16 protein-coding genes and 4 tRNA genes are annotated in these 18,590 nt (G+C 64.9%); 14 read left to right on the forward strand and 6 right to left on the reverse strand.

What is annotated here, in order from left to right; translation table 11 throughout:
* Nucleotides 1-105: 105 nt before the first annotated feature.
* From BLR66_RS13545 to hemA, 3 genes are all read right to left on the reverse strand, one after another.
* Nucleotides 106-558 (reverse strand): GNAT family N-acetyltransferase, encoded by a 453-nt coding sequence (locus tag BLR66_RS13545; protein ID WP_093287639.1) that lies wholly within the window; start codon nt 556-558, stop codon nt 106-108.
* A 69-nt stretch (nt 559-627) separates the two neighbouring features.
* Nucleotides 628-1,731 carry a peptide chain release factor 1 gene (gene prfA / locus BLR66_RS13550; RefSeq protein ID WP_093287643.1) on the reverse strand — a complete coding sequence of 368 codons (1,104 nt, stop codon included), beginning with the start codon at nt 1,729-1,731 and terminating at the stop codon, nt 628-630.
* Nucleotides 1,709-2,989 (reverse strand): glutamyl-tRNA reductase, encoded by a 1,281-nt coding sequence (gene hemA, locus BLR66_RS13555; RefSeq protein ID WP_093287648.1) that lies wholly within the window; start codon nt 2,987-2,989, stop codon nt 1,709-1,711. Before hemA ends, prfA begins: the two co-directional genes overlap by 23 nt.
* Before the next feature lie 67 nt (nt 2,990-3,056).
* On the opposite strand from hemA, the gene BLR66_RS13560 reads away from it, so the two are divergent.
* From BLR66_RS13560 to ychF, 8 genes are all read left to right on the forward strand, one after another.
* Nucleotides 3,057-4,736: a tetratricopeptide repeat protein gene (locus tag BLR66_RS13560; protein WP_093287652.1), complete on the forward strand. Its 1,680-nt coding sequence runs from the start codon at nt 3,057-3,059 to the stop codon at nt 4,734-4,736.
* Nucleotides 4,733-5,389: a lipoprotein insertase outer membrane protein LolB gene (gene lolB / locus BLR66_RS13565; protein WP_093287656.1), complete on the forward strand. Its 657-nt coding sequence runs from the start codon at nt 4,733-4,735 to the stop codon at nt 5,387-5,389. The genes BLR66_RS13560 and lolB overlap by 4 nt, the downstream gene beginning before the upstream one ends.
* Nucleotides 5,386-6,258 carry a 4-(cytidine 5'-diphospho)-2-C-methyl-D-erythritol kinase gene (gene ispE, locus BLR66_RS13570; protein ID WP_093287660.1) on the forward strand — a complete coding sequence of 291 codons (873 nt, stop codon included), beginning with the start codon at nt 5,386-5,388 and terminating at the stop codon, nt 6,256-6,258. The genes lolB and ispE overlap by 4 nt, the downstream gene beginning before the upstream one ends.
* A gap of 14 nt (nt 6,259-6,272) precedes the next feature.
* Nucleotides 6,273-6,350: transfer RNA gene (locus BLR66_RS13575), tRNA-Gln, on the forward strand.
* A gap of 101 nt (nt 6,351-6,451) precedes the next feature.
* Nucleotides 6,452-7,411: a ribose-phosphate diphosphokinase gene (locus BLR66_RS13580; protein WP_093287663.1), complete on the forward strand. Its 960-nt coding sequence runs from the start codon at nt 6,452-6,454 to the stop codon at nt 7,409-7,411.
* Between the two features lie 156 nt (nt 7,412-7,567).
* Nucleotides 7,568-8,230: a 50S ribosomal protein L25/general stress protein Ctc gene (locus tag BLR66_RS13585; protein ID WP_093287666.1), complete on the forward strand. Its 663-nt coding sequence runs from the start codon at nt 7,568-7,570 to the stop codon at nt 8,228-8,230.
* A gap of 47 nt (nt 8,231-8,277) precedes the next feature.
* Nucleotides 8,278-8,859, forward strand: coding sequence for an aminoacyl-tRNA hydrolase (pth, locus tag BLR66_RS13590; protein ID WP_093287964.1), 582 nt, complete (start codon nt 8,278-8,280; stop codon nt 8,857-8,859).
* A 78-nt stretch (nt 8,860-8,937) separates the two neighbouring features.
* Nucleotides 8,938-10,029, forward strand: coding sequence for a redox-regulated ATPase YchF (ychF, locus tag BLR66_RS13595; RefSeq protein ID WP_093287671.1), 1,092 nt, complete (start codon nt 8,938-8,940; stop codon nt 10,027-10,029).
* 96 nt (nt 10,030-10,125) lie between these two features.
* On the opposite strand, the gene BLR66_RS13600 is transcribed toward ychF, so the two are convergent.
* From BLR66_RS13600 to BLR66_RS13610, 3 genes are all read right to left on the reverse strand, one after another.
* Nucleotides 10,126-13,209, reverse strand: coding sequence for a TonB-dependent receptor (locus BLR66_RS13600; RefSeq protein ID WP_093287675.1), 3,084 nt, complete (start codon nt 13,207-13,209; stop codon nt 10,126-10,128).
* A 110-nt stretch (nt 13,210-13,319) separates the two neighbouring features.
* Nucleotides 13,320-14,423: a FecR family protein gene (locus BLR66_RS13605; RefSeq protein WP_093287678.1), complete on the reverse strand. Its 1,104-nt coding sequence runs from the start codon at nt 14,421-14,423 to the stop codon at nt 13,320-13,322.
* Nucleotides 14,401-14,979 (reverse strand): RNA polymerase sigma factor, encoded by a 579-nt coding sequence (locus BLR66_RS13610; RefSeq protein ID WP_093287681.1) that lies wholly within the window; start codon nt 14,977-14,979, stop codon nt 14,401-14,403. Before BLR66_RS13610 ends, BLR66_RS13605 begins: the two co-directional genes overlap by 23 nt.
* 104 nt (nt 14,980-15,083) lie before the next feature.
* On the opposite strand from BLR66_RS13610, the gene BLR66_RS13615 reads away from it, so the two are divergent.
* The 6 genes from BLR66_RS13615 to BLR66_RS13640 all read left to right on the forward strand — a co-directional run.
* Nucleotides 15,084-16,205 (forward strand): cyanophycinase, encoded by a 1,122-nt coding sequence (locus BLR66_RS13615; RefSeq protein WP_093287684.1) that lies wholly within the window; start codon nt 15,084-15,086, stop codon nt 16,203-16,205.
* 46 nt (nt 16,206-16,251) lie between these two features.
* Complete coding sequence (locus tag BLR66_RS13620) at nt 16,252-17,283, forward strand: isoaspartyl peptidase/L-asparaginase family protein (RefSeq protein WP_093287687.1); 1,032 nt, start codon at nt 16,252-16,254, stop codon at nt 17,281-17,283.
* A gap of 307 nt (nt 17,284-17,590) precedes the next feature.
* Nucleotides 17,591-17,676, forward strand: a tRNA-Tyr gene (locus BLR66_RS13625).
* Between the two features lie 45 nt (nt 17,677-17,721).
* A tRNA-Gly gene (locus BLR66_RS13630) sits at nt 17,722-17,795 on the forward strand.
* A 65-nt stretch (nt 17,796-17,860) separates the two neighbouring features.
* Nucleotides 17,861-17,936 (forward strand) — tRNA-Thr (locus BLR66_RS13635).
* Between the two features lie 77 nt (nt 17,937-18,013).
* Nucleotides 18,014-18,590, forward strand: a 577-nt coding sequence (locus tag BLR66_RS13640; RefSeq protein WP_143014645.1) for a GTP-binding protein, incomplete at its 3' end; no start/stop codon positions are given.

Below are 18,590 nucleotides of genomic sequence, written 5' to 3' on the forward strand. Positions count from 1 at the left end.
CTCCAAAGGCGTGGTTCGACAAGCTCACCACGAACGGGTTTGTTTGCGAATCCGGTTGCAGGGTTGTCGCGGGTATGTGGATGTAGGTCGGCGGTCCGTCGGAAACTAATCCTGCAGATGCAACCGAAAGCGCAGCGTGCCTTCGTAAGGCTCCCAGCCCATGTGCCGATACAGCGCCTGCGCGCTGCGGTTGTCCGGGTCGGTTTCCAGTTCCAGCCGGATCGCCCCGTCGGCCCGGGCGAAGTCGGCGGCCGCCTGCAGCAGCGCGCGTGCGATGCCGCTGCGACGTGCGGAAGCCTGCACGTAAAGATCGTTGAGGATCCAGGAGCGGCCGGCGCGCACGGAAGAGAATGAGGGAAACAACTGGGTGAACGCGACCGCCTTGCCGTCGAGTTCGGCCAGCAGGATCACCGATTGTTCGTGCTGCAGCCGCTCGCCGATGAAGCGGCGCGCCAGCGCCGGATCGGAGGGTTGCTGGTAGAAGGTGCGGTAGAGATCGAACAACGGCGCGATGGCGTCCGCATCGTCCACGCTCGCACGCCGAATCACGAAACCCATGCACATCCCGTAGGTCGGGGCTACGCCCCCGACGCGACTGGTTACTGCAGTCGGGGGCGTAGCCCCGACCTACGCGCTCTCGGTCAAACGGGCCAGTTCGTCGGCCTGGTGCTCGCGGCTCAGGCGTTCCAGCAATTCGTCCAGGTTGCCCTGGATGATGTTGGGCAGATCGTACAGGGTGAGGCCTTCCACGCGGTGGTCGGTGATGCGTCCCTGCGGAAAGTTGTAGGTGCGGATGCGCTGGCTGCGGTCGCCGCTGCCGACCTGCAGCTTGCGCGACTCGGCTTGGGCCGCGGCCTGCTTGCTGCGCTCGGCTTCCAGCAGCTGCGCTTTCAGCCGCTTCATCGCATGTTCGCGGTTGGCGTGCTGCGAGCGCGCGGTCTGGTTCTCCACCACCAGGCCACTGGGAATGTGGGTGATGCGGATCGCCGATTCGGTCTTGTTGACGTGCTGGCCGCCGGCGCCGGAAGAGCGGAAGGTATCCACCTTCAGATCGGCCGGATTGATCACGACCTCTTCCACCGCATCGTCGTCGGGAATGATGGCCACCGTCGCTGCGGAAGTATGGATGCGGCCTTGCGATTCGGTTTCCGGCACGCGCTGCACGCGGTGGGTGCCGGATTCGAACTTGAAACGCGAGAACGCCCCGCGCCCGCTGACCTTGGCCACGATTTCCTTGTAGCCGCCATGCTCGCCCGGGCTTTCGGATTCGACTTCCACTTTCCAGCCCTGGCGTTCGGCATAACGCGCGTACATGCGGAACAGGTCGCCGGCGAAGATCGCCGCTTCGTCGCCGCCAGTGCCCGCGCGCACTTCCAGGAACAGATCCGAATCGTCGCGCGGATCCTTGGGCACCAACAGCAATGAGAGCTCGTCTTCCAGTTGCGCCAGGCGTGCCTGCGCGCTGGCGATTTCCTCTTCGGCCAACTCGCGCATGCCTTTATCGTATTGAAGCTCCGGATCGTTGCGCAGCGCTTCGGCAGCGGCGAGGTCGCGTTTGGCGTTGGCCTCCTCGGTCAGCGCGATCGTCACCGGCTCCAGCTGCGAGAACTCGCGCGAGTATTTGCGGAAACGGTCGTTGTCGGCGACCACGCTCGGGTCGGACAGCAGTCGTTCGAGTTCTTCGCGGCGTTCGGCCAGCGCTTCGAGTTTACGGCGCAGGGTCGGCGTCATTTTCTTTCTTGAGGTGGGAATAGGGCGCCTGAGCCGGGAACAGTTTGTCGGCGGCGCGCGCCAGATCCGCATCGCCGGACAAGGCAGCCTCGCGCAGGGCGGCGGTCGGCGGATGCAGCAGGCGGTTGGTCAGGGTGTGGGCCAGGAAGTCGAGCACTTCTTCGGCATCGCGGCCGTTGGCCAGTTGCTGGCGGGCCTTGGCCAGCACGTCTTCGCGCGCGGCGTCGCCATGCGCGCGCAGGCGCTTGAGCGGTTCCTGGCGGGAGCTGGCGTGCAGGTTCTCGATATAGCGCGCGACCTGCAGCTCGATGATCGCCTCGGCGGCTTCGGCGGCCTCGCGGCGACCGCGACGGTTGTCTTCGACCGCGCGTTCCAGGTCGTCGACGGTATACAGGTAGGCATCGTCCAGCTCGGCCACCGCGGGCTGGATGTCGCGCGGCACGGCCAGGTCGAACAGCAGCATCGGCTTGTGCTTGCGCCGGGCCAGCGCCGCGGCCACTTGCGCATGCGTGAGGATGGGTTCGCGGCTGGCGGTCGCGGAGAACACTACGTCGGCTTCGGCCAGATGCCTGTCCAACTCCGTGAGCGGCAGGGCATAGCCGCCGTGGCGCGTGGCCAGATCCTGCGCGTGCGAAAGAGTACGGTTGGCGATCAGCAGCCGGCGCACCTTGCCTTCGCTCAGGTGGCGGGCGGCCAGCTCGATGGTTTCGCCGGCGCCGATCAGCAGCACGGTGGATTCGTCCAGACGCGCGAACGAGTTCTGCGCCAGCCTCACCGCGGTGGAGGCCACCGAAACCGGATTGGCGCCGACGCGAGTGTCGGTGCGCGCACGCTTGGCCACGGCGAACGTCTGCTGGAACAGGCGGTCCAGGACGTTGCCCAGCGCGCCGTTCTCGCGTGCGGTCACCCAGGCTTCCTTAACTTGGCCCAGGATCTGCGGCTCGCCCAGGACCATCGAATCCAGGCCGGTGGCCACCCGGAACAGATGGCGCACGGCGTCCGCGTCGCTATGGCGGTACAGGTAGCCGTCCAGGCCCTCGGCATGCGTAGTCAGCCAGTCGCTGAGCGCCCGGTCATTTTCGGCGATGGCGTACAGCTCGGTGCGGTTGCAGGTGGACAGAACCGCGGCTTCGGATACTTCAGGCAATGCGCGCAAGGAAGACAGGGCCGCGGGCAGGGCGGCCGCGTCGAACGCGACGCGCTCGCGCAGGCCGACCGGCGCGGTCTGGTGATTGAGTCCGAGTACCCACAACGTCATCGTTCAGGTGCTTGCGTTAAGCTTCTGGCCATTCGAAGGTCGCCATTTTACGGCCCGGCTCGCTTACATGCCCGCAATGATTCGTATCACCGTTGGCGTACTGCTGCTGCTCTTCATCGCGCCCCCCCTGTCGGCGGCGCCGGCACCCCCCAAATCCGCCGACAAGCGCCCCCCCGACGCGCTGACCACGGTCATGGCGGGCGAGTTCGCCCTGCAGGCCGGCCAGCTGCCCGATGCTTCCCGCTGGTATCTGCAAGCCGCCCAGGCCGACGACGACGCCGGCCTGGCCGAGCGCGCCACCCGTATCGCCCTGCTGGCCAACGACGATGCCAGCGCCACCCAGGCGCTCAAGCTCTGGCGCCAGCGCGCGCCGCAGTCGCTGGCGATGCGCGCCGCCGAGGCCGCCTTGGCTTTGCGCAAGAACGATGTCCCCGGCGCCCGGCGTGAGCTGGACGCGCTGATGCGCGACAAGGACGACATGGGCTGGCGCTATGCGCTGACGGTGCTGGGCAGCGGCGGCCGCGATCCGGCATTGTCGGCGCGGCTGCTGGACGGGTTGGTCGACACCGGCGCCATACCCACGAAATTGCAGGCCTGGCTGGCGTTCGGTGGATTGGCGCAGTCGCTGGAGCAGCCAAGGCTGGCAGAACGCATCGTCGCCGAAGCGGTAAAGCGCTTCCCGAGCGAGCCGCGGGTCGCCTTGCTGCACGCCAGCCAGCTGCGCCAGGCCGGCGATACCGAGCAGACGCGCAAGATCTTGGCCGGATTGTCGAACGCTGCCGTGCTGGCGCCGGAACTGCGGCTGGCCATCGCCGCCGAATACGACGCACTGGGCGACCCGGCGCAGGCGGCGGCCACCTTGGCCCGCGGTCCGCAGGACAACCAGACTTACGGTCTGCGTGCTTCGCTGTTGGCCAAGGCCGAAGACACCATGACGCTGACCGTGCTTTACGACGAGTTGCGCAAGGATGCCAGCAAACCCGACCCCGAGCGCCGCTTGCTGATAGGTCAGATCGCGCAATTCCTCAAGCGCCCGCAGGAAGCGCTGGAGTGGTATCGCGGTGTTCCCGGCGGCCCCCAGCGCACCGAAGCGCGTCTGCGTATCGCCAATGCTTTGTTCGAGTTGGGCCGCAAGGAAGAAGCCTTCGCCGACGCGCGCGCGCTGCAGAGCGACGCCGGTGCCGACGATGAGGCGCGGCGCGGCGCTTATCTGCTGGAAGCGGAGTTGAAGCAAAAAGACGACGACGATGCGGGCGAACTGGACGTGCTGGCGCGCGGGCTCGCCGCCTACCCGGACGATAATGCGCTGCTGTATGCGCGCGGCCTGGCCTGGGAGCGGCGCGACCGCATCGACCGCGCCGAGGCCGACCTGCGCAAGATCCTGGTCACCGATCCGGAAAATGTCGCCGCGCTCAACGCGCTCGGCTACACCCTGGCCGACCGCACCACGCGCTATCAGGAGGCGCTGGAACTGATCGACCGCGCGCGCGCGGCCGAACCGGACGAAGCGGCGATCATCGACAGCTATGGCTGGGTGCTTTACCGGTTGGGCCGCAATGACGAGGCGCTGGTCGAACTGCGCCGCGCCTTCACTCTGCAGAAAGACGCGGAAATCGCGGCGCACATAGCCGAGGTGCTGTGGTTCACCGGCAAACAGGAGGAAGCGCGCAAGTTCTTCGAGGAATCGCGCAAGCTGGACGCCGAGAACCGTTCGCTGCAGCGTGCGCTGGAGAAGACCGGCGCATGATTCCTCTCGCACGCTTCACGGTCGTAGGCTTGTCATCGCTGCTGTTGGCCGCCTGCGCGACGCGGGCGCCGCAGGCCTCGCTGCCGCCGCCGTTGTCTGCGCCCGCGGCGATACAAGCCGCCGAAAATAACCAGGCCCAGCGTGCGGCTTGGCTCGACGGGCATCGGCAGTGGTCTTTCGAAGGCCGCGTGGCCATCAACAACGCCGGCAAGGGCGGCAGCGGCAGGATCGACTGGCAGCAGGACGGGCCCCGCTATGTGGTTTCGCTGAGCGCGCCGGTGACCCGGCAGAGCTGGCGGCTGATCGGCGACACGCATTCGGAAGCCGGACGGTTGGAAGGTCTGGAGGGCGGCCCGCGCGAAGGCGAGGACGCCGAGGCCCTGCTGCTGGAAGCCACCGGTTGGGACATACCGGTCAACGCGCTGGCGCGCTGGGCCCAGGGCCTCTCCGCCGAGGGTATGCCGGTCGAGACCCAGGCCTTTTCCACCGAGGGCCGCCTGCAGACGATCGAGCAGGCCGGCTGGCGTATCGATTACCGGGAGTGGTTCGATGCAGCGGGCCAGCAACCGCAACTGCCACGCCGGATCGAGGCGCAGCGCGATCGGGCGACGGTCCGGCTGATCGTGGACAGTTGGGACTTCAGCCCGCAATGAGTCGGTTTGCCGTAGGGCAGGGCTGGTCCGAATGGCCGGCGCCCGCCAAATTGAACCTGTTCCTGCAGATCACCGGTCGTCGGCAGGACGGTTACCACCGGCTGCAGACCGTATTCCGGCTGCTGGACTGGGGGGACACCCTCCATTTGCGCGTTCGTGGCGATGGCGTGATCTTCCGGCACGGCGAGTCTGCAGAAGGCGTGGCCGAAGCGGACGACCTGGCGGTCAGGGCTGCCCGGTTGCTGCAATCGGAGGCAAAAATCACCCAAGGCGCAGACATCTCCGTCGAAAAGCGCATTCCAGCGGGCGGGGGTTTTGGCGGGGGATCCTCCGATGCCGCCACCGTGTTGGTCGGCCTGAACCATTTGTGGGGGCTGAATTTGGGCCTGGATCGGTTGGCAGCCCTTGGATTGCAACTGGGTGCAGACGTCCCGGTCTTCGTTCGCGGTGAGAATGCCTGGGCGGAAGGGGTGGGCGAGGAGCTGACCCCGATCCGGCTTCCTCCTGCCTGGTACCTGCTGGCCGACCCCGGCATTCACGTGCCCACCAGGGACTTGTTCCAAACCCCTGATTTGACGCGCAATGCTGCACCCGCGAAAATAGCCGACTTCGTTTCGGGAAATTTGCTCGGCAATGCGTTCGAGCCGGTCCTGCGTCGTCGCGAACCCGCCATAGAGGCCGTGTTCGCAACGCTCTCGCGGATCGGCACGCCACGCCTCACCGGGTCCGGCAGCGGTTGTTTCGTGGAATTCAGTGATCGCGCTTCGGCCGAAGCGGCGCTCGCTCAATTGCCGGAAGGATTGCGCGCGTGGACCGCGGCGGGCGCGGACCGCTCGCCGTTGCACGTTTCCCTGGCGAAGTCGTTTTAGACAGCTTTGAACACTGGGGCGTCGCCAAGAGGCCTAAGGCACCGGGTTTTGATCCCGGCATTTCGTAGGTTCGAATCCTACCGCCCCAGCCACTAATTCGGGAATGGGGAATAGGGAACAGGAAATCGTTCAAGCCAAGCGCTTTTCCGATTCCCCATTCTCCATTCCCGATTCCCCTTAACCGGACTTCGACATGCAAGACGAACGCAACCTGCTTGTCTTTTCCGGCAACGCCAACCAGCCGTTGGCCGCTAGCATCTGCCGCGAGCTCGGCATACGCCAGGGCAAGGCGATGGTGTCGCGCTTCTCCGATGGCGAAGTGCAGGTGGAGATCGAGGAAAACGTGCGCCGGCAGGAGGTGTTCGTGATCCAGCCGACCTGCGCGCCGACCGCGGAAAACCTGATGGAGCTGCTGGTGCTGATCGACGCGCTGAAGCGCGCATCGGCGGCCAGCGTCACCGCAGTGGTGCCGTACTTCGGCTACTCGCGGCAGGACCGTCGCCTGCGTTCGTCGCGGGTGCCGATCACGGCCAAGGTGGCGGCGAAGATGTTCACCGCCGTCAACGCGGACCGGGTGCTGACCGTGGACCTGCATGCGGACCAGATCCAGGGTTTCTTCGATATCCCGGTCGACAACGTATACGCGTCGCCGTTGCTGCTCGCCGATATCTGGCGCGCCTACGGCACGGAAAACCTGATCGTGGTGTCGCCGGACGTCGGCGGCGTGGTGCGTGCGCGGGCGGTGGCCAAGCGCCTGGACGACGCCGACCTGGCCATCATCGACAAGCGCCGTCCGCGCGCCAACGTGTCCACGGTGATGAACATTATCGGCGACGTGGAAGGCAAGACCTGCGTGCTGGTGGACGACATCGTCGACACCGCCGGCACCTTGTGCGCCGCCGCTGCCGCGCTGAAAGCGCAGGGCGCGCTGAAGGTGGCGGCGTACTGCACCCATCCGGTGCTGTCCGGACCGGCAGTGGACAACATCAACGCGTCGGTGCTGGACGAGCTGGTGGTCACCGACACCATCCCGCTGTCGGCCGCCGCGCGCGCCTGCGGCAAGATCCGCCAGCTCAGCGTGGCCGAGCTGTTGGCCGAAACCATCCGCCGGATCGCCTTTGGCGAATCGGTCAGTTCGCTCTACGTGGACTGAGGCGGGAATGGGGAATAGGGAATCGTTGAAGCAACCGCTTTTTCGATTCTCCATTCCCGATTCCCGATTCCCGGGAACGAAGGACTCTTCTGGTCGCGGGAGAGTCTCCAGAGCCGCCGCGAGGCGGCATAACGCAACAATAGTGAGTAAGTGAAAATGGCAATCACACATGAAATCAAGGTGCAGCGCCGCGAAGACGAGGGTAAGGGTGCGAGCCGCCGCCTGCGTCGCGCCGGTACCGTACCTGCCATCGTTTACGGTGGCGAACTCAAGCCGGTCAGCATCCAGCTGAACCACAACGACGTCTGGCTCGCCAGCCAGAACGACTGGTTCTACGCCTCCATCCTGGACCTGAGCCTGGGAGGCGACGTGCAGAAGGTCCTGCTGCGCGACATGCAACGCCATCCGTTCAAGCAGCAGATCATGCACCTGGATTTCCAGCGCGTGAACGAGAACGAAGCGCTGCGCGTCTCGGTGCCGCTGCACTTCCTCAACGAAGAGAAGTCGCCGGCCGGCAAGGCCGCCGAAGTCGTGGTCACCCACGAATTGAACGAAGTGGAAATCAGCTGCCTGCCGAAGGACCTGCCGGAGTTCATCGAGATCGACCTGTCCAGCCTGGAAGTCGGCACCGTGATCCACTTGTCCGACCTGAAGCTGCCGAGCGGCGTCGAAATCCCCGAGCTGAAGCTGGGCAAGGAACACGACGTGGCCGTGGTTATCGCCAAGTACGGCCAGGAAGAAGCGGAAGAGACCGATGCGGCCGCTGCCGCCGAAGTGCCTGCCGCCAAGGTCGCCAAGAAGGAAGAGCCCAAGAAGTAATCGCCTTGCGGTGCACCCGCTTCGGCGGGCGCATCGGCGAACTCGTCATGGCAGGACTCCGTCTCATCGTCGGGCTGGGCAACCCCGGTCCCGAACACGCGCGAACCCGGCATAACGCCGGGTTCCGTTTTGTCGACACGCTCGCCGAAAAAGAAGGCGTGCGCTTCGGTCTGGAAAGCAAGCTGTTCGGCGAAACCGCGAAGATCCATATCGCCGGCGAGCCGATCTGGCTGTTGAAGCCTTCCACCTACATGAATCTCAGCGGCAAGTCGGTCACCGCCGCGTTGCGCTACTGGAAAATCGCGCCGGAAGAGGCGCTGCTGGCGCACGACGAGCTGGATCTGGCGCCAGGCACTGCACGGTTGAAGTTCGACGGCGGCCATGGCGGGCAGAACGGTCTGCGCGACACCATGCAGCTGCTGGGCAACGGCAAGTTCCACCGCCTGCGCATCGGCATCGGCCATCCTGGGCACAAGGACAAGGTGACCGGCTGGGTGTTGGGAAAGCCCGGCAAGGACGATGAAATATCGATCGGCCGCGCCATCGACGAAGCGATCGATGTGCTGCCGCTGGCGGTAGCCGGCAATTTCATGGATGCGATGACGAGGTTGCACACAAGCCGAGATTAGGGATTGGGGATTCGGGATTTGGTAGAGCAGACGCTTTCCCGAATCCCGAATCCCGAATCACAAATCCCGGATCCACCCATGGGCATCAAATGCGGCATCGTCGGTCTGCCTAACGTCGGCAAATCGACCCTTTTCAACGCGCTGACCAAGGCGGGCATCGCCGCGGCCAATTTCCCGTTCTGCACCATCGAACCGAACGTGGGCGTGGTGCCGGTGCCGGATCTGCGCCTGAACCAACTGTCGGACATCGTGAAGCCGCAGAAAGTGCTGCCGACCGCAGTGGAATTCGTGGATATCGCGGGTCTGGTCGCCGGTGCCGCCAGCGGCGAAGGGTTGGGCAACAAGTTCCTGGCCCACATCCGCGAAGTCGATGCGATCACCCACGTGGTGCGCTGCTTCGAGAACGACGACGTCATCCACGTCAACAACAAGGTCGATCCATTGTCGGACATCGACACCATCGACACCGAGCTGGCGCTGGCCGACCTGGACAGTGTGGAGAAGGCCCTGAATCGCGCCGAGCGCGCCGCCAAGGGCGGCGACAAGGACGCGGCCGCGCGCAAGCCGGTGCTGGCCAAGTTGCTGGCCGCGCTGAGCGACGGCAAGTCCGGCCGCAGCGTCGGCCTGGACGAGGAAGAGAAGGGGCTGGTGTGCGATCTGTTCCTGCTGACGCTGAAGCCGGTGCTGTACATCGCCAACGTCACCGAGGACGGTTTCGAGAACAATCCGCACCTGGACGCGGTGCGCAAGCGCGCCGCCGCCGAAGGCGCCGAAGTGGTGCCGGTGTCGGCCGCGATCGAGGAGGAACTCTCGCAGATGGACGACGCCGACCGCGACACCTTCCTCAGCGACATGGGCCTGGACGAGCCGGGCCTCAATCGGGTGATCCGCGCCGCCTACAAGTTGCTGGGCCTGCAGACCTATTTCACCGCCGGGGTGAAGGAAGTACGCGCGTGGACGGTCAAGGCCGGTTCCACTGCGCCGCAAGCCGCAGGCGTGATTCACACCGATTTCGAGAAAGGCTTCATCCGCGCCGAAACCATCTCCTTCGACGACTTCATCAAGTACAAGGGCGAAGCGGGATCGAAGGAAGCCGGACGCCTGCGCCTGGAAGGCAAGGAATACCGCGTGCAGGAAGGCGACGTGCTGCATTTCCGCTTCAACGTCTGACTGGGTTCTGTTTCCATCCCGCTAGTCCGATCCGGACAAGAAAAAACCCGCCGAAAGGCGGGTTTTTTTCTTTCTGCATCCTGTCCGGAGATGCGTTTACAGTCCCTCGCCACCCAGCTTCCAAGTGATCTGCATGTAATAACTACGTCCCATGGAATCGAACCACGAGGTGTCGTAGTACGGGTAGTTGGCCCAGGTCGCGTCCCTTGGCGGCATCTTGTCCAGCAGGTTGTTGACCGTCAACGACACGCGCAGGTGATCGGTGATGTCGTAGCGGGCGCCGGCATTGAAACGCCAGGTGGCCTGGGTCCACGCATCGTTGTCGTAGTTGGCGACGCGGCCGACATAGGTACCGAACAGGCTGGCGCCCCAGGCATTGCGGTCCCAGCTCACGCCTACGTTGCCCTTGGTCCGCGGGAGCGTGGTGGCGGCGAAGCCGACGTCCAGCATGTCCTCGGTCGGATCTCCCGGGTATTGCTGGCGGGTGTGCTTGTGGGTCCAGTTGTAGTTGGCGTTGAAGTTGAACTTGCCGGCATTGGCGGTTTGCAGGCGATAGTTGGCGGTCACGTCGATGCCCGACGTTTCTTCGTTGGCGATGTTGATGGGAGCGAAGTGGACGCTGGTGATGGTGCCGTCCTCGTCGCGGATGACGCGGGCGAGCGCGTCGATGCAGGTCGGCGAAGTTATGTCGACAGGGTCGCCGTCGTTGGTGACGCCGAGCCGGCAATTGGCCTCGTCGATGCGCAGCTGCTCTCTGCTCTGGGCTTGCACCTGGTTCGACACGCTGATCTTGTAGTAATCCACCGCCAGGTCGAAATTGGCGCTCGGCGACCAGACGAAGCCCGCGGTGAACGATTTGCTGGTTTCCACGTCCAGCTCCATGTTGCCGGCGTAGACGTCGAAGGTGTTGGTGTCCCAGCCGCCGTCGTCGTAGCAGTCGCCGTCGCTCATGCCCGGTTCGTCGGTGCGGCACTGGTAGTAATCGGTCGAGACCGTGCGGTAGAAGTCATCGCCCGCGAACAGGTAGTGCATGTCCGGCGCGCGGAAGCCGGTGCCGTAGGAACCGCGCAGCAGCAGCGTATCCAGCGGACGCCATTCGAGGCCCAGGCTGTAGGTGAACTTGCCCGGGTCCTTGTTGCCATAGCTGTACTGGTCGTAGCGGCCGGCAAGGCTGGCTTGCAGGGAGCTGAGCAAGGGCACGCGAAACTCGGCCGCGGCGCCCCAGCGGTCGCGGCTGCCGTGGCCATCGCCGTAGCGCGGGCCGTAGTAGGCGTCGGCGGTCAGGGCTAGCGGGTCGGGGTTGATGCGGTAGGACTGCTCGCCGTATTCGATCGCACCCGCGAAGCCGACGTCGCCGGCCGGCATGGAGAACAAGGCGGGTGTGTCGAAAGTGAAGCTGAGATTGTCGTTCTTGGCTTCGGGGTGCCAGACGGACATCACGCCGAAGGTGGCGAACTGCTCCGGCGTCAGCGGCGTGAACAGGCGCGCCGGATCCGGGCTGAAGATCGCATAGCCGTCGGCGTCGTAGCCTTGCTGCTCGCCCAGGAAGAAGCGGTTGGCGACATCGGCCCTGATGCGCGGCATCTTCACGTCGGCCTTGTACTGGGAATGGTTGTAGGACGCTTCCCAGCTCCAGTCTTCGCCGAACTTGCCGTTGAAGCCGGTGGTCACCGCCAGCGTCTTCTGTACGGTTTCGTTCATCCGGTTTTCCAGTCCGCCCACCTCTTCGGGTGCGAACTGCCGCGACCAGATTTCGTAATGACCGGTGTTGGCGTTGTAGAAGATCTTGTCGTTGTTGTCGGTGGAATTGGGATCGTGGAATTCCCAGGCCATGTGGTCGCTGGTCACGTCGTTGCCGTTGGTGCCGGTGAGCAGCTTGACCGTCTGGCGCCCGAGCTGGACGTCGGCGAACCAGGACAGGGAATCGGAAAAGCGGTATTCGAACGAACCGTAGAGATTGGCACCCTTGCGTTCGTTCTGGATCGTGCGGTACGCAATGGCGCGATCGCTGCCGCAGTAGGGTTCGCCGAATCTGTCTTCCGCCAGCACCGTGGTGCCGTCGTTGAGCCCGGCCAGCGCCGCGCAATCGTCGGCCGGCGCGATATTGACGTCGTCGTCCCAGTCGTAGAGCTGGGCGATGAGCCGGGGTAGTTGCCGGCGCGAGGTCGGTGCATCGAGAGTGGAATCCTGGATGCTGCGGTCGGTGCCCCACAGCGGGCGCTTGTTGAGCAGTTCCAGGCCGACGATGCCGCTGAAATCGTCGCGTTCGAAGCCGGTGGTCAGCGACAGGCGGTGGGATTGACCGCCGCCGCGCTCGGTATCGCCGTAGCGGTAGTCGATGATGGTGCCGTCGGTGGATTTCTTGAGAATGAAGTTGATTACGCCGGCCATGGCATCGGAGCCGTAAACGGCCGAGGCGCTGCCGGTCAGCACTTCGACGCGGTCGATCATCCCCAAGGGGATGTTGCCGATGTCGGTGAAGTTGCTGCGGCTGTTGAGCGGCAGCGGGAAGTCGGCGATGCGGCGACCGTTGATGAGGACCAGGGTGTGGTTGGGCCCCAGGCCGCGCAGATCGACCGCTTGGGCGCCCGGTGTGGACTGCGCGTTGGTGGTGTTCTGCTGGCCATAGACGCTGCCGCTGTTCTGGCTCAATGAGCGCAGCAGATCCGGAACGGAGGTGAGGCCGGCCGACTGGATCTGCTCGGCGGTGATCAGCGTGATCGGCGCGGGACCTTCGAGCTGCGCGCGCGGAATGCGCGAACCGGTGACCTGGATGGTTTCGAGTTCCTGCACCTCCGGCGGCGCTTCCTCCGGCGCGGCCGGCGCCTGCTGGGCCATGGAGACCTGGCGGACAGGCCGTGGCTTGGCAGGCGCGGTGCGCTTGACGATGACCATCGCGCCGGAAGCGTCGCGCTGGGCGACGAACTGGCTTCCCTGCAGCAGCCTGCCCAGTGCTTCCTGTGCCGATCGCGCGCCCTGCACTCCGGAAGTGCGCAGACCGCTGAGTTGCTCGGTGCGGTATACGAACTGCACGCCCGATTGTCTGGCCAGCGTATCCAGCGCCGAGACAAGGTCGCCAGGTGGAATGTTGATCGGCGTTGTCTCCGTGGTTTGCGCATAGGCAGCCAGGGAGGCCGAACAGGCCAGGCTCAACAGCAGGACACGTAACGGACGTAGCATCGTTTTCCCCATTGGCGCACGGGACTGCACCATCGCTAACATGGACGAACGAACCCGATAAATCCCTCCCATCGGCATCCGTCCGCAATCGGCGCGGGCAACAGCGGGGCTCAGCGGCTATGCAGGATCACGCGATCCGGCTGCTGTTCGGCACGGACCGGGAAGCCCTGTTCCAGCAGGCGCACGAACGTATCGGTATTGGACCAGCGGAAATTGCCGCCCACGCGCAGGGCGGCGACCTGCGGATCGCCCATGACGATCTTGCGGACGTTGTAGCGGTTGAATTCGGCGGCAGCGTCGGCCAGCGTACTGTCGCGGAAAGTCAGGTAACCCTCGCGCCAGTCGACCAGGCGTTCGGCGTCTTCCACAGATCCGGCGCGCACCAGCACGCCATGGCTGCTGGCCAGCGCCGTGCTGCCCGCCTTGAGCAGGGTCGGCGGTGCGGGCGCGGCATTGCCGGCGGCACCGGGTTGCAGCCGGACCGTGCCCTCGGTGACCACCACCCGAAGGTCCGCGCTGTCCCGGCGCACCGCGAACCGGGTGCCGACCGCGACCACCTGTCTTTGCCCCGCGGTGACTATGAAAGGCCGCTCGGGATTCTTGCTGACTTCGAAATAGGCTTCGCCTTGCTGCAGGTCGATCCTGCGCTCGCCGCGCGAGAGGGCCACTTCGATCCTGCTGTCGCTGCTGAGCGTGGCCTGCGAGCCATCCGCCAACAGCATCGTCCGCACGCTGCCCATCGCCGTGGAATAAGTGGCCTGTTCGACCGCCGTATAGCGCATCCAGCCCCAGCCCAGCGAAACTGCCAGGGCGAGGCCGGCGGCGATGCCGGCATAGCGGCCGGCACGCGAAGGCCGTTGTATCGCGCGCGGCGCGAACACCAGCTGGCGTAATTCCGGTGGCTGCAAGCTGCCTGCGGCGGACGCCGTGGAGTCGCCGGCATCGGCTGTCGCCCCGGCTGTTTGTCGATCGGACGGCGCGCGCGACCATTGGCCGCGCGCCGGAAGCGTTCCCGCCTGCATGCCCGCGCCCAGCGCCTTCAATCGCCCGCTGTGGACCCAGGCCGCTTCGAGCCTCAGAAAAGCCACCCGATGGGCGGTGGATTCGACCAGCCATGCATCGAGGACCGATTGGTCGTTCGCCTGCCAGTCGCCGCCGTCGCGCTTGGCCAGCCAGGCCGCCGCGGTTTGTTCAATCTGTTTGCTGCTGGCCATGTCCGTGTCCGTTTTCGGCCTGCGGCGCGCGGGACGGCGTCTCTGCGCCGCCGCCATAGAAGTGCTTGGCGATCAGGCGCATGCCCTTGGCGATTTGCTTCTCCACGGTTTTTTCGCTGATGCCCAAACGCATGGCCACTTCCTTTTGTGATAGTTCTTCGACCCGTCGCAGCCAGACCACCTGCCGGCATCGGTCCGGCAGCAGGTCGAAGGCTTCGGCCAGTCGCTTGAGGATCTGCCGGCCGCCGAACCAGCGCTCGGGAGTGATCTCATCTACCAAGACGTTCAGCGACTCGAAATCACCCACTGCCTCGATCGAAACCACCCGGCTGCGGCGCACACGGTCGGCCATCAGGTGCCGCGCGGTGGCGAACAGGAACGATTTGGGCGTCGTCGGCAGCGTCTTTCCGGCCGCTTCGTAGACGCGTACGTAGATTTCCTGGCGCAGATCGTGAAGCTCGTCGCGTTGCGGCCAGCAGCGGCGCAGGTAGTACATCAGCGCCTGCTCATGCACCAGGATCTCACCGGCGAACCAGGCGTCGAGTGATTCGTTCATGCGCCGACATTAACTCAATTGGTCGCTGCACAAGCAGCGCAAGAGGCATGGGGGGAATGGCGCTCCCATTCGTCACCATCCAGCATCTGCTCCGAGGATGCTTGATGGCCAAGTCCCTGCAAACCTGTTTCCGATCCCGCCGCGACAACAGTCGTGCGCGCTCCTGGTTGTGCGCAGCAGTGGTGGCGGGTTTCAGCCTGTTTGCCGCCAACGCATCGGCGCGAACGGCCCCGGATGTTTCGCAGCGCCAGGGTTATCACTATTACGAAATAGGCGATATGGGCGCGCCACGGCCGGCGGCTGTACAGCCCGGGCTGATGCTGGTCGGCGGCGGCGAATGGCCCTACGAAGCATTCCGCTGGATGATCGGCAAGGCCGGCCATGGCCGCATCGTGGTGCTGCGGGCGTCCGGTTCCACCGAAGCGCAGGACGAATTCTTCAAGGACATAGGCGGCATCACTGCCGCGCAGACGCTGGTGTTCGAAGACCGGCGCGCCGCCAGCGATCCGGCGGTACTGGAAATCGTTCGCCAGGCCGACGGCATCTTCATCGCCGGCGGCGACCAGTCCAACTATGTGCGTTATTGGAAGGGCACCCCGCTCAACGACGCGCTCAACCAGCACGTCCGCGACGGCAAGCCCTTGGGCGGCACCAGTGCGGGACTGGCCATCATGGGTGCCTTCAGCTACGGCGCGATGGACGGCGGCAGCCTGACCTCGGAAGACGCCCTGAAGGACCCGATGGGCTCGGCAGTGACCCTGGTCGACGATTTCCTGCAGCTGCCCCCGTTGCCGGCGGGGCAGGTCATCACCGACAGCCATTTCGGCGCGCGCGACCGTCTGGGTCGGCTGCTGACCTTCATCGCCCGGTTGTCCAAGGAGCAGGGCACTGCCCGGATCAAAGGCCTGGGCGTGGATGAAAACACCGCCCTGTGCATCGACGGCGATGGGGTAGGGAAGGTCTTCACCGACACCAATGGCAAGGTCTGGCTGGTGGTTCCCCAGGGATTGGTGGACCTGGTGGCCAAGGGTAGCGCCCAGGACTACCGGGAATACATCGACGGCCGGGTGCTGGCAGGACAAGCTCTTGATTTTCCTGGCTTCGACGTGACTGGCATCGGTTCCGGCAGCCGCCTGCTGCTACCTGCCTTCACTGTCGAGAACCCGGCCTTCCGCTCCGAGGCCGACGTAGTGAAGGGCCGCTTGGTAGTTCGCCCGCTAGACTGAAAGCCTTTCCCCGACCATTCCCAACTACCCGAAGCCGGAAACCCCGATGAAGAAACTGCGTCTTTGCGCTGCCTTGCTGGTCCTGCTGGCCCCGTCCGTCCAGGCTGCGGAGCCCGTGCTTCTGATCCATGGCGGTGCCGGTGTGGTGCGCAGCGACATGACCCCGGCCGACGAGGCCGCGGTGCGCGCCGCGCTCGAGCTGGCCCTGCGCAAGGGCCACGAGCAGCTGGCGGCCGGCAAACCCGCGTTGGACGCAGTGACCGCGGCGATCACCGTGCTGGAGGACGACCCCCATTTCAACGCCGGCAAGGGCGCGGTCTTCACCCACGACGGCAAGAACGAGCTGGACGCCTCGCTCATGGACGGCGCCACCCTGAAGGCCGGAGCAGTGGCCGGGGTGCATACGGTCAAGAACCCGATCCTGCTGGCGCGCGCGGTGATGGAGAAGTCCGAACACGTCATGATGGTCGGGCAGGGGGCGGAAATATTCGCCAAGGAACAAGGAGTTACGCTGGTCGCCCCTTCGTATTTCCGCACCGAGAAGCGTTGGCAGCAGCTGCAGAAGGCGCTCAAGGAAGAAGCTTCCGGCCAGGCCCATGCCGACCTGGAGACCGCCAAGCACTTCGGCACCGTGGGCGCAGTGGCGCTGGACCGGCAGGGCCATCTTGCCGCCGGCACCTCCACTGGAGGCATGACCAACAAGCGCTACGGGCGGGTGGGCGATTCGCCGATCATCGGCGCCGGCACCTATGCCAACGCCACCTGCGCGGTGTCCGGCACCGGCTGGGGCGAGTTCTACATCCGCGCCGCCGCCGCGCACGCCATCTGCGCGCGCATGGCCTACCTGAAGGAAACCCCGCAGCAGGCCGGCGAAACCGTCATCAACCAGGTCATCCCCAAGCTGGGCGGCGACGGTGGAGCCATCGTGCTGGGCGCCGATGGCGCCATCGGCACGCCCTTCAATACCGAAGGCATGTACCGGGGCTGGATCGGCGCCGACGGCGTACCGCACGTGGCCTTGTATTCGGACGAGACGCTGCCATCTCATCCCCCTGCCGACGACGCGGCCAAACTCTAGAATTCAGCGTGGGAGCGGCGTCCCGCCGCGAGCCCTTGCAGTGCAAATCCAAAAGCAAGAGCTCGCGGCGGGACGCCGCTCCCACGTTGCTGTTGCGCCAATTTCCGGAGTCGGACCGCCAAGCCGATCCGTTCGGGCTTGCCTGAACGGAAGTTACGCCGAAGCGCTCCTGTGCCATCCCGGGATCATTTATCCGGAGATTGGAGTGAATGTCCGGTTGACAGTGCCCGGACTACAGGCCAAAATCTCCGGCTGTTTCACTCCGGTTTGATTTGGCCGGCTGGGCTTCATCGAATCTACGCAATCCGGAGGGATACCCAAGCGGCCAACGGGGGCAGACTGTAAATCTGCTGGCTTACGCCTTCGGTGGTTCGAATCCACCTCCCTCCACCAGTTTCATGCGTCATTAGCAGTTGTGTCATCGGCGAGACCCCCGGCGCGGGAGTAGTTCAATGGTAGAACCTCAGCCTTCCAAGCTGATGGTGCGGGTTCGATCCCCGTCTCCCGCTCCAACGAACGCAACGCGCTTGTAAGAGAATTCGCAAAAAACTTAAGCAGCATGTTCATTTAGCAGCACGCTCACGTAGCTCAGTCGGTAGAGCACCTCCTTGGTAAGGAGGAGGTCGAAGGTTCGATTCCTTTCGTGAGCACCACTTCATAAAGCTCCAAGCAAACCAAAGCTTCAAGCAAAACATCATCCATCCAACGATCTACTCGAGAAGAAGCAGCCATGGCAAAGGGTAAATTCGAACGCACCAAGCCGCACGTGAACGTGGGCACGATTGGTCACGTTGACCACGGCAAGACGACGCTGACGGCGGCGCTGACGAAGATCGGTGCAGAGCGCTTTGGCGGCGAGTTCAAGGGTTACGACCAGATCGACGCGGCGCCGGAAGAGAAGGCGCGCGGGATCACGATTTCGACGGCGCACGTGGAATACGAGTCGGCCAACCGCCACTACGCCCACGTGGATTGCCCGGGCCACGCGGACTATGTGAAGAACATGATCACCGGTGCGGCGCAGATGGACGGTGCGATTCTGGTGTGCTCGGCCGCCGACGGCCCGATGCCGCAGACCCGCGAGCACATCCTGCTGTCGCGCCAGGTGGGCGTGCCGCACATCGTGGTGTTCCTGAACAAGGCCGACATGGTGGACGACGCCGAGCTGCTGGAACTGGTGGAAATGGAAGTGCGCGAGCTGCTCTCCAAGTACGAGTTCCCGGGCGACGACACCCCGATCATCCACGGTTCGGCCCGTCTGGCGCTGGAAGGCGACCAGAGCGAGATCGGCGTGCCCTCGATCATCA

The sequence above is a fragment of the Pseudoxanthomonas sp. CF125 genome (genome assembly GCF_900104085.1).
Lineage (GTDB): Bacteria > Pseudomonadota > Gammaproteobacteria > Xanthomonadales > Xanthomonadaceae > Pseudoxanthomonas_A.

Bases quoted from the DNA above. Each gene is read 5' to 3' on its own strand.
- ispE (WP_093287660.1), top strand. From the start codon at position 5,386: ATGAGTCGGTTTGCCGTAGGGCAGGGCTGGTCCGAATGGCCGGCGCCC.
- BLR66_RS13610 (WP_093287681.1), bottom strand. From the start codon at position 14,979: ATGAACGAATCACTCGACGCCTGGTTCGCCGGTGAGATCCTGGTGCAT.
- BLR66_RS13580 (WP_093287663.1), top strand. From the start codon at position 6,452: ATGCAAGACGAACGCAACCTGCTTGTCTTTTCCGGCAACGCCAACCAG.
- hemA (WP_093287648.1), bottom strand. From the start codon at position 2,989: ATGACGTTGTGGGTACTCGGACTCAATCACCAGACCGCGCCGGTCGGC.
- BLR66_RS13545 (WP_093287639.1), bottom strand. From the start codon at position 558: ATGGGTTTCGTGATTCGGCGTGCGAGCGTGGACGATGCGGACGCCATC.
- ychF (WP_093287671.1), top strand. From the start codon at position 8,938: ATGGGCATCAAATGCGGCATCGTCGGTCTGCCTAACGTCGGCAAATCG.
- BLR66_RS13605 (WP_093287678.1), bottom strand. From the start codon at position 14,423: ATGGCCAGCAGCAAACAGATTGAACAAACCGCGGCGGCCTGGCTGGCC.
- pth (WP_093287964.1), top strand. From the start codon at position 8,278: ATGGCAGGACTCCGTCTCATCGTCGGGCTGGGCAACCCCGGTCCCGAA.
- BLR66_RS13620 (WP_093287687.1), top strand. From the start codon at position 16,252: ATGAAGAAACTGCGTCTTTGCGCTGCCTTGCTGGTCCTGCTGGCCCCG.
- prfA (WP_093287643.1), bottom strand. From the start codon at position 1,731: ATGACGCCGACCCTGCGCCGTAAACTCGAAGCGCTGGCCGAACGCCGC.
- BLR66_RS13600 (WP_093287675.1), bottom strand. From the start codon at position 13,209: ATGCTACGTCCGTTACGTGTCCTGCTGTTGAGCCTGGCCTGTTCGGCC.
- BLR66_RS13615 (WP_093287684.1), top strand. From the start codon at position 15,084: ATGGCCAAGTCCCTGCAAACCTGTTTCCGATCCCGCCGCGACAACAGT.
- lolB (WP_093287656.1), top strand. From the start codon at position 4,733: ATGATTCCTCTCGCACGCTTCACGGTCGTAGGCTTGTCATCGCTGCTG.
- BLR66_RS13560 (WP_093287652.1), top strand. From the start codon at position 3,057: ATGCCCGCAATGATTCGTATCACCGTTGGCGTACTGCTGCTGCTCTTC.
- BLR66_RS13585 (WP_093287666.1), top strand. From the start codon at position 7,568: ATGGCAATCACACATGAAATCAAGGTGCAGCGCCGCGAAGACGAGGGT.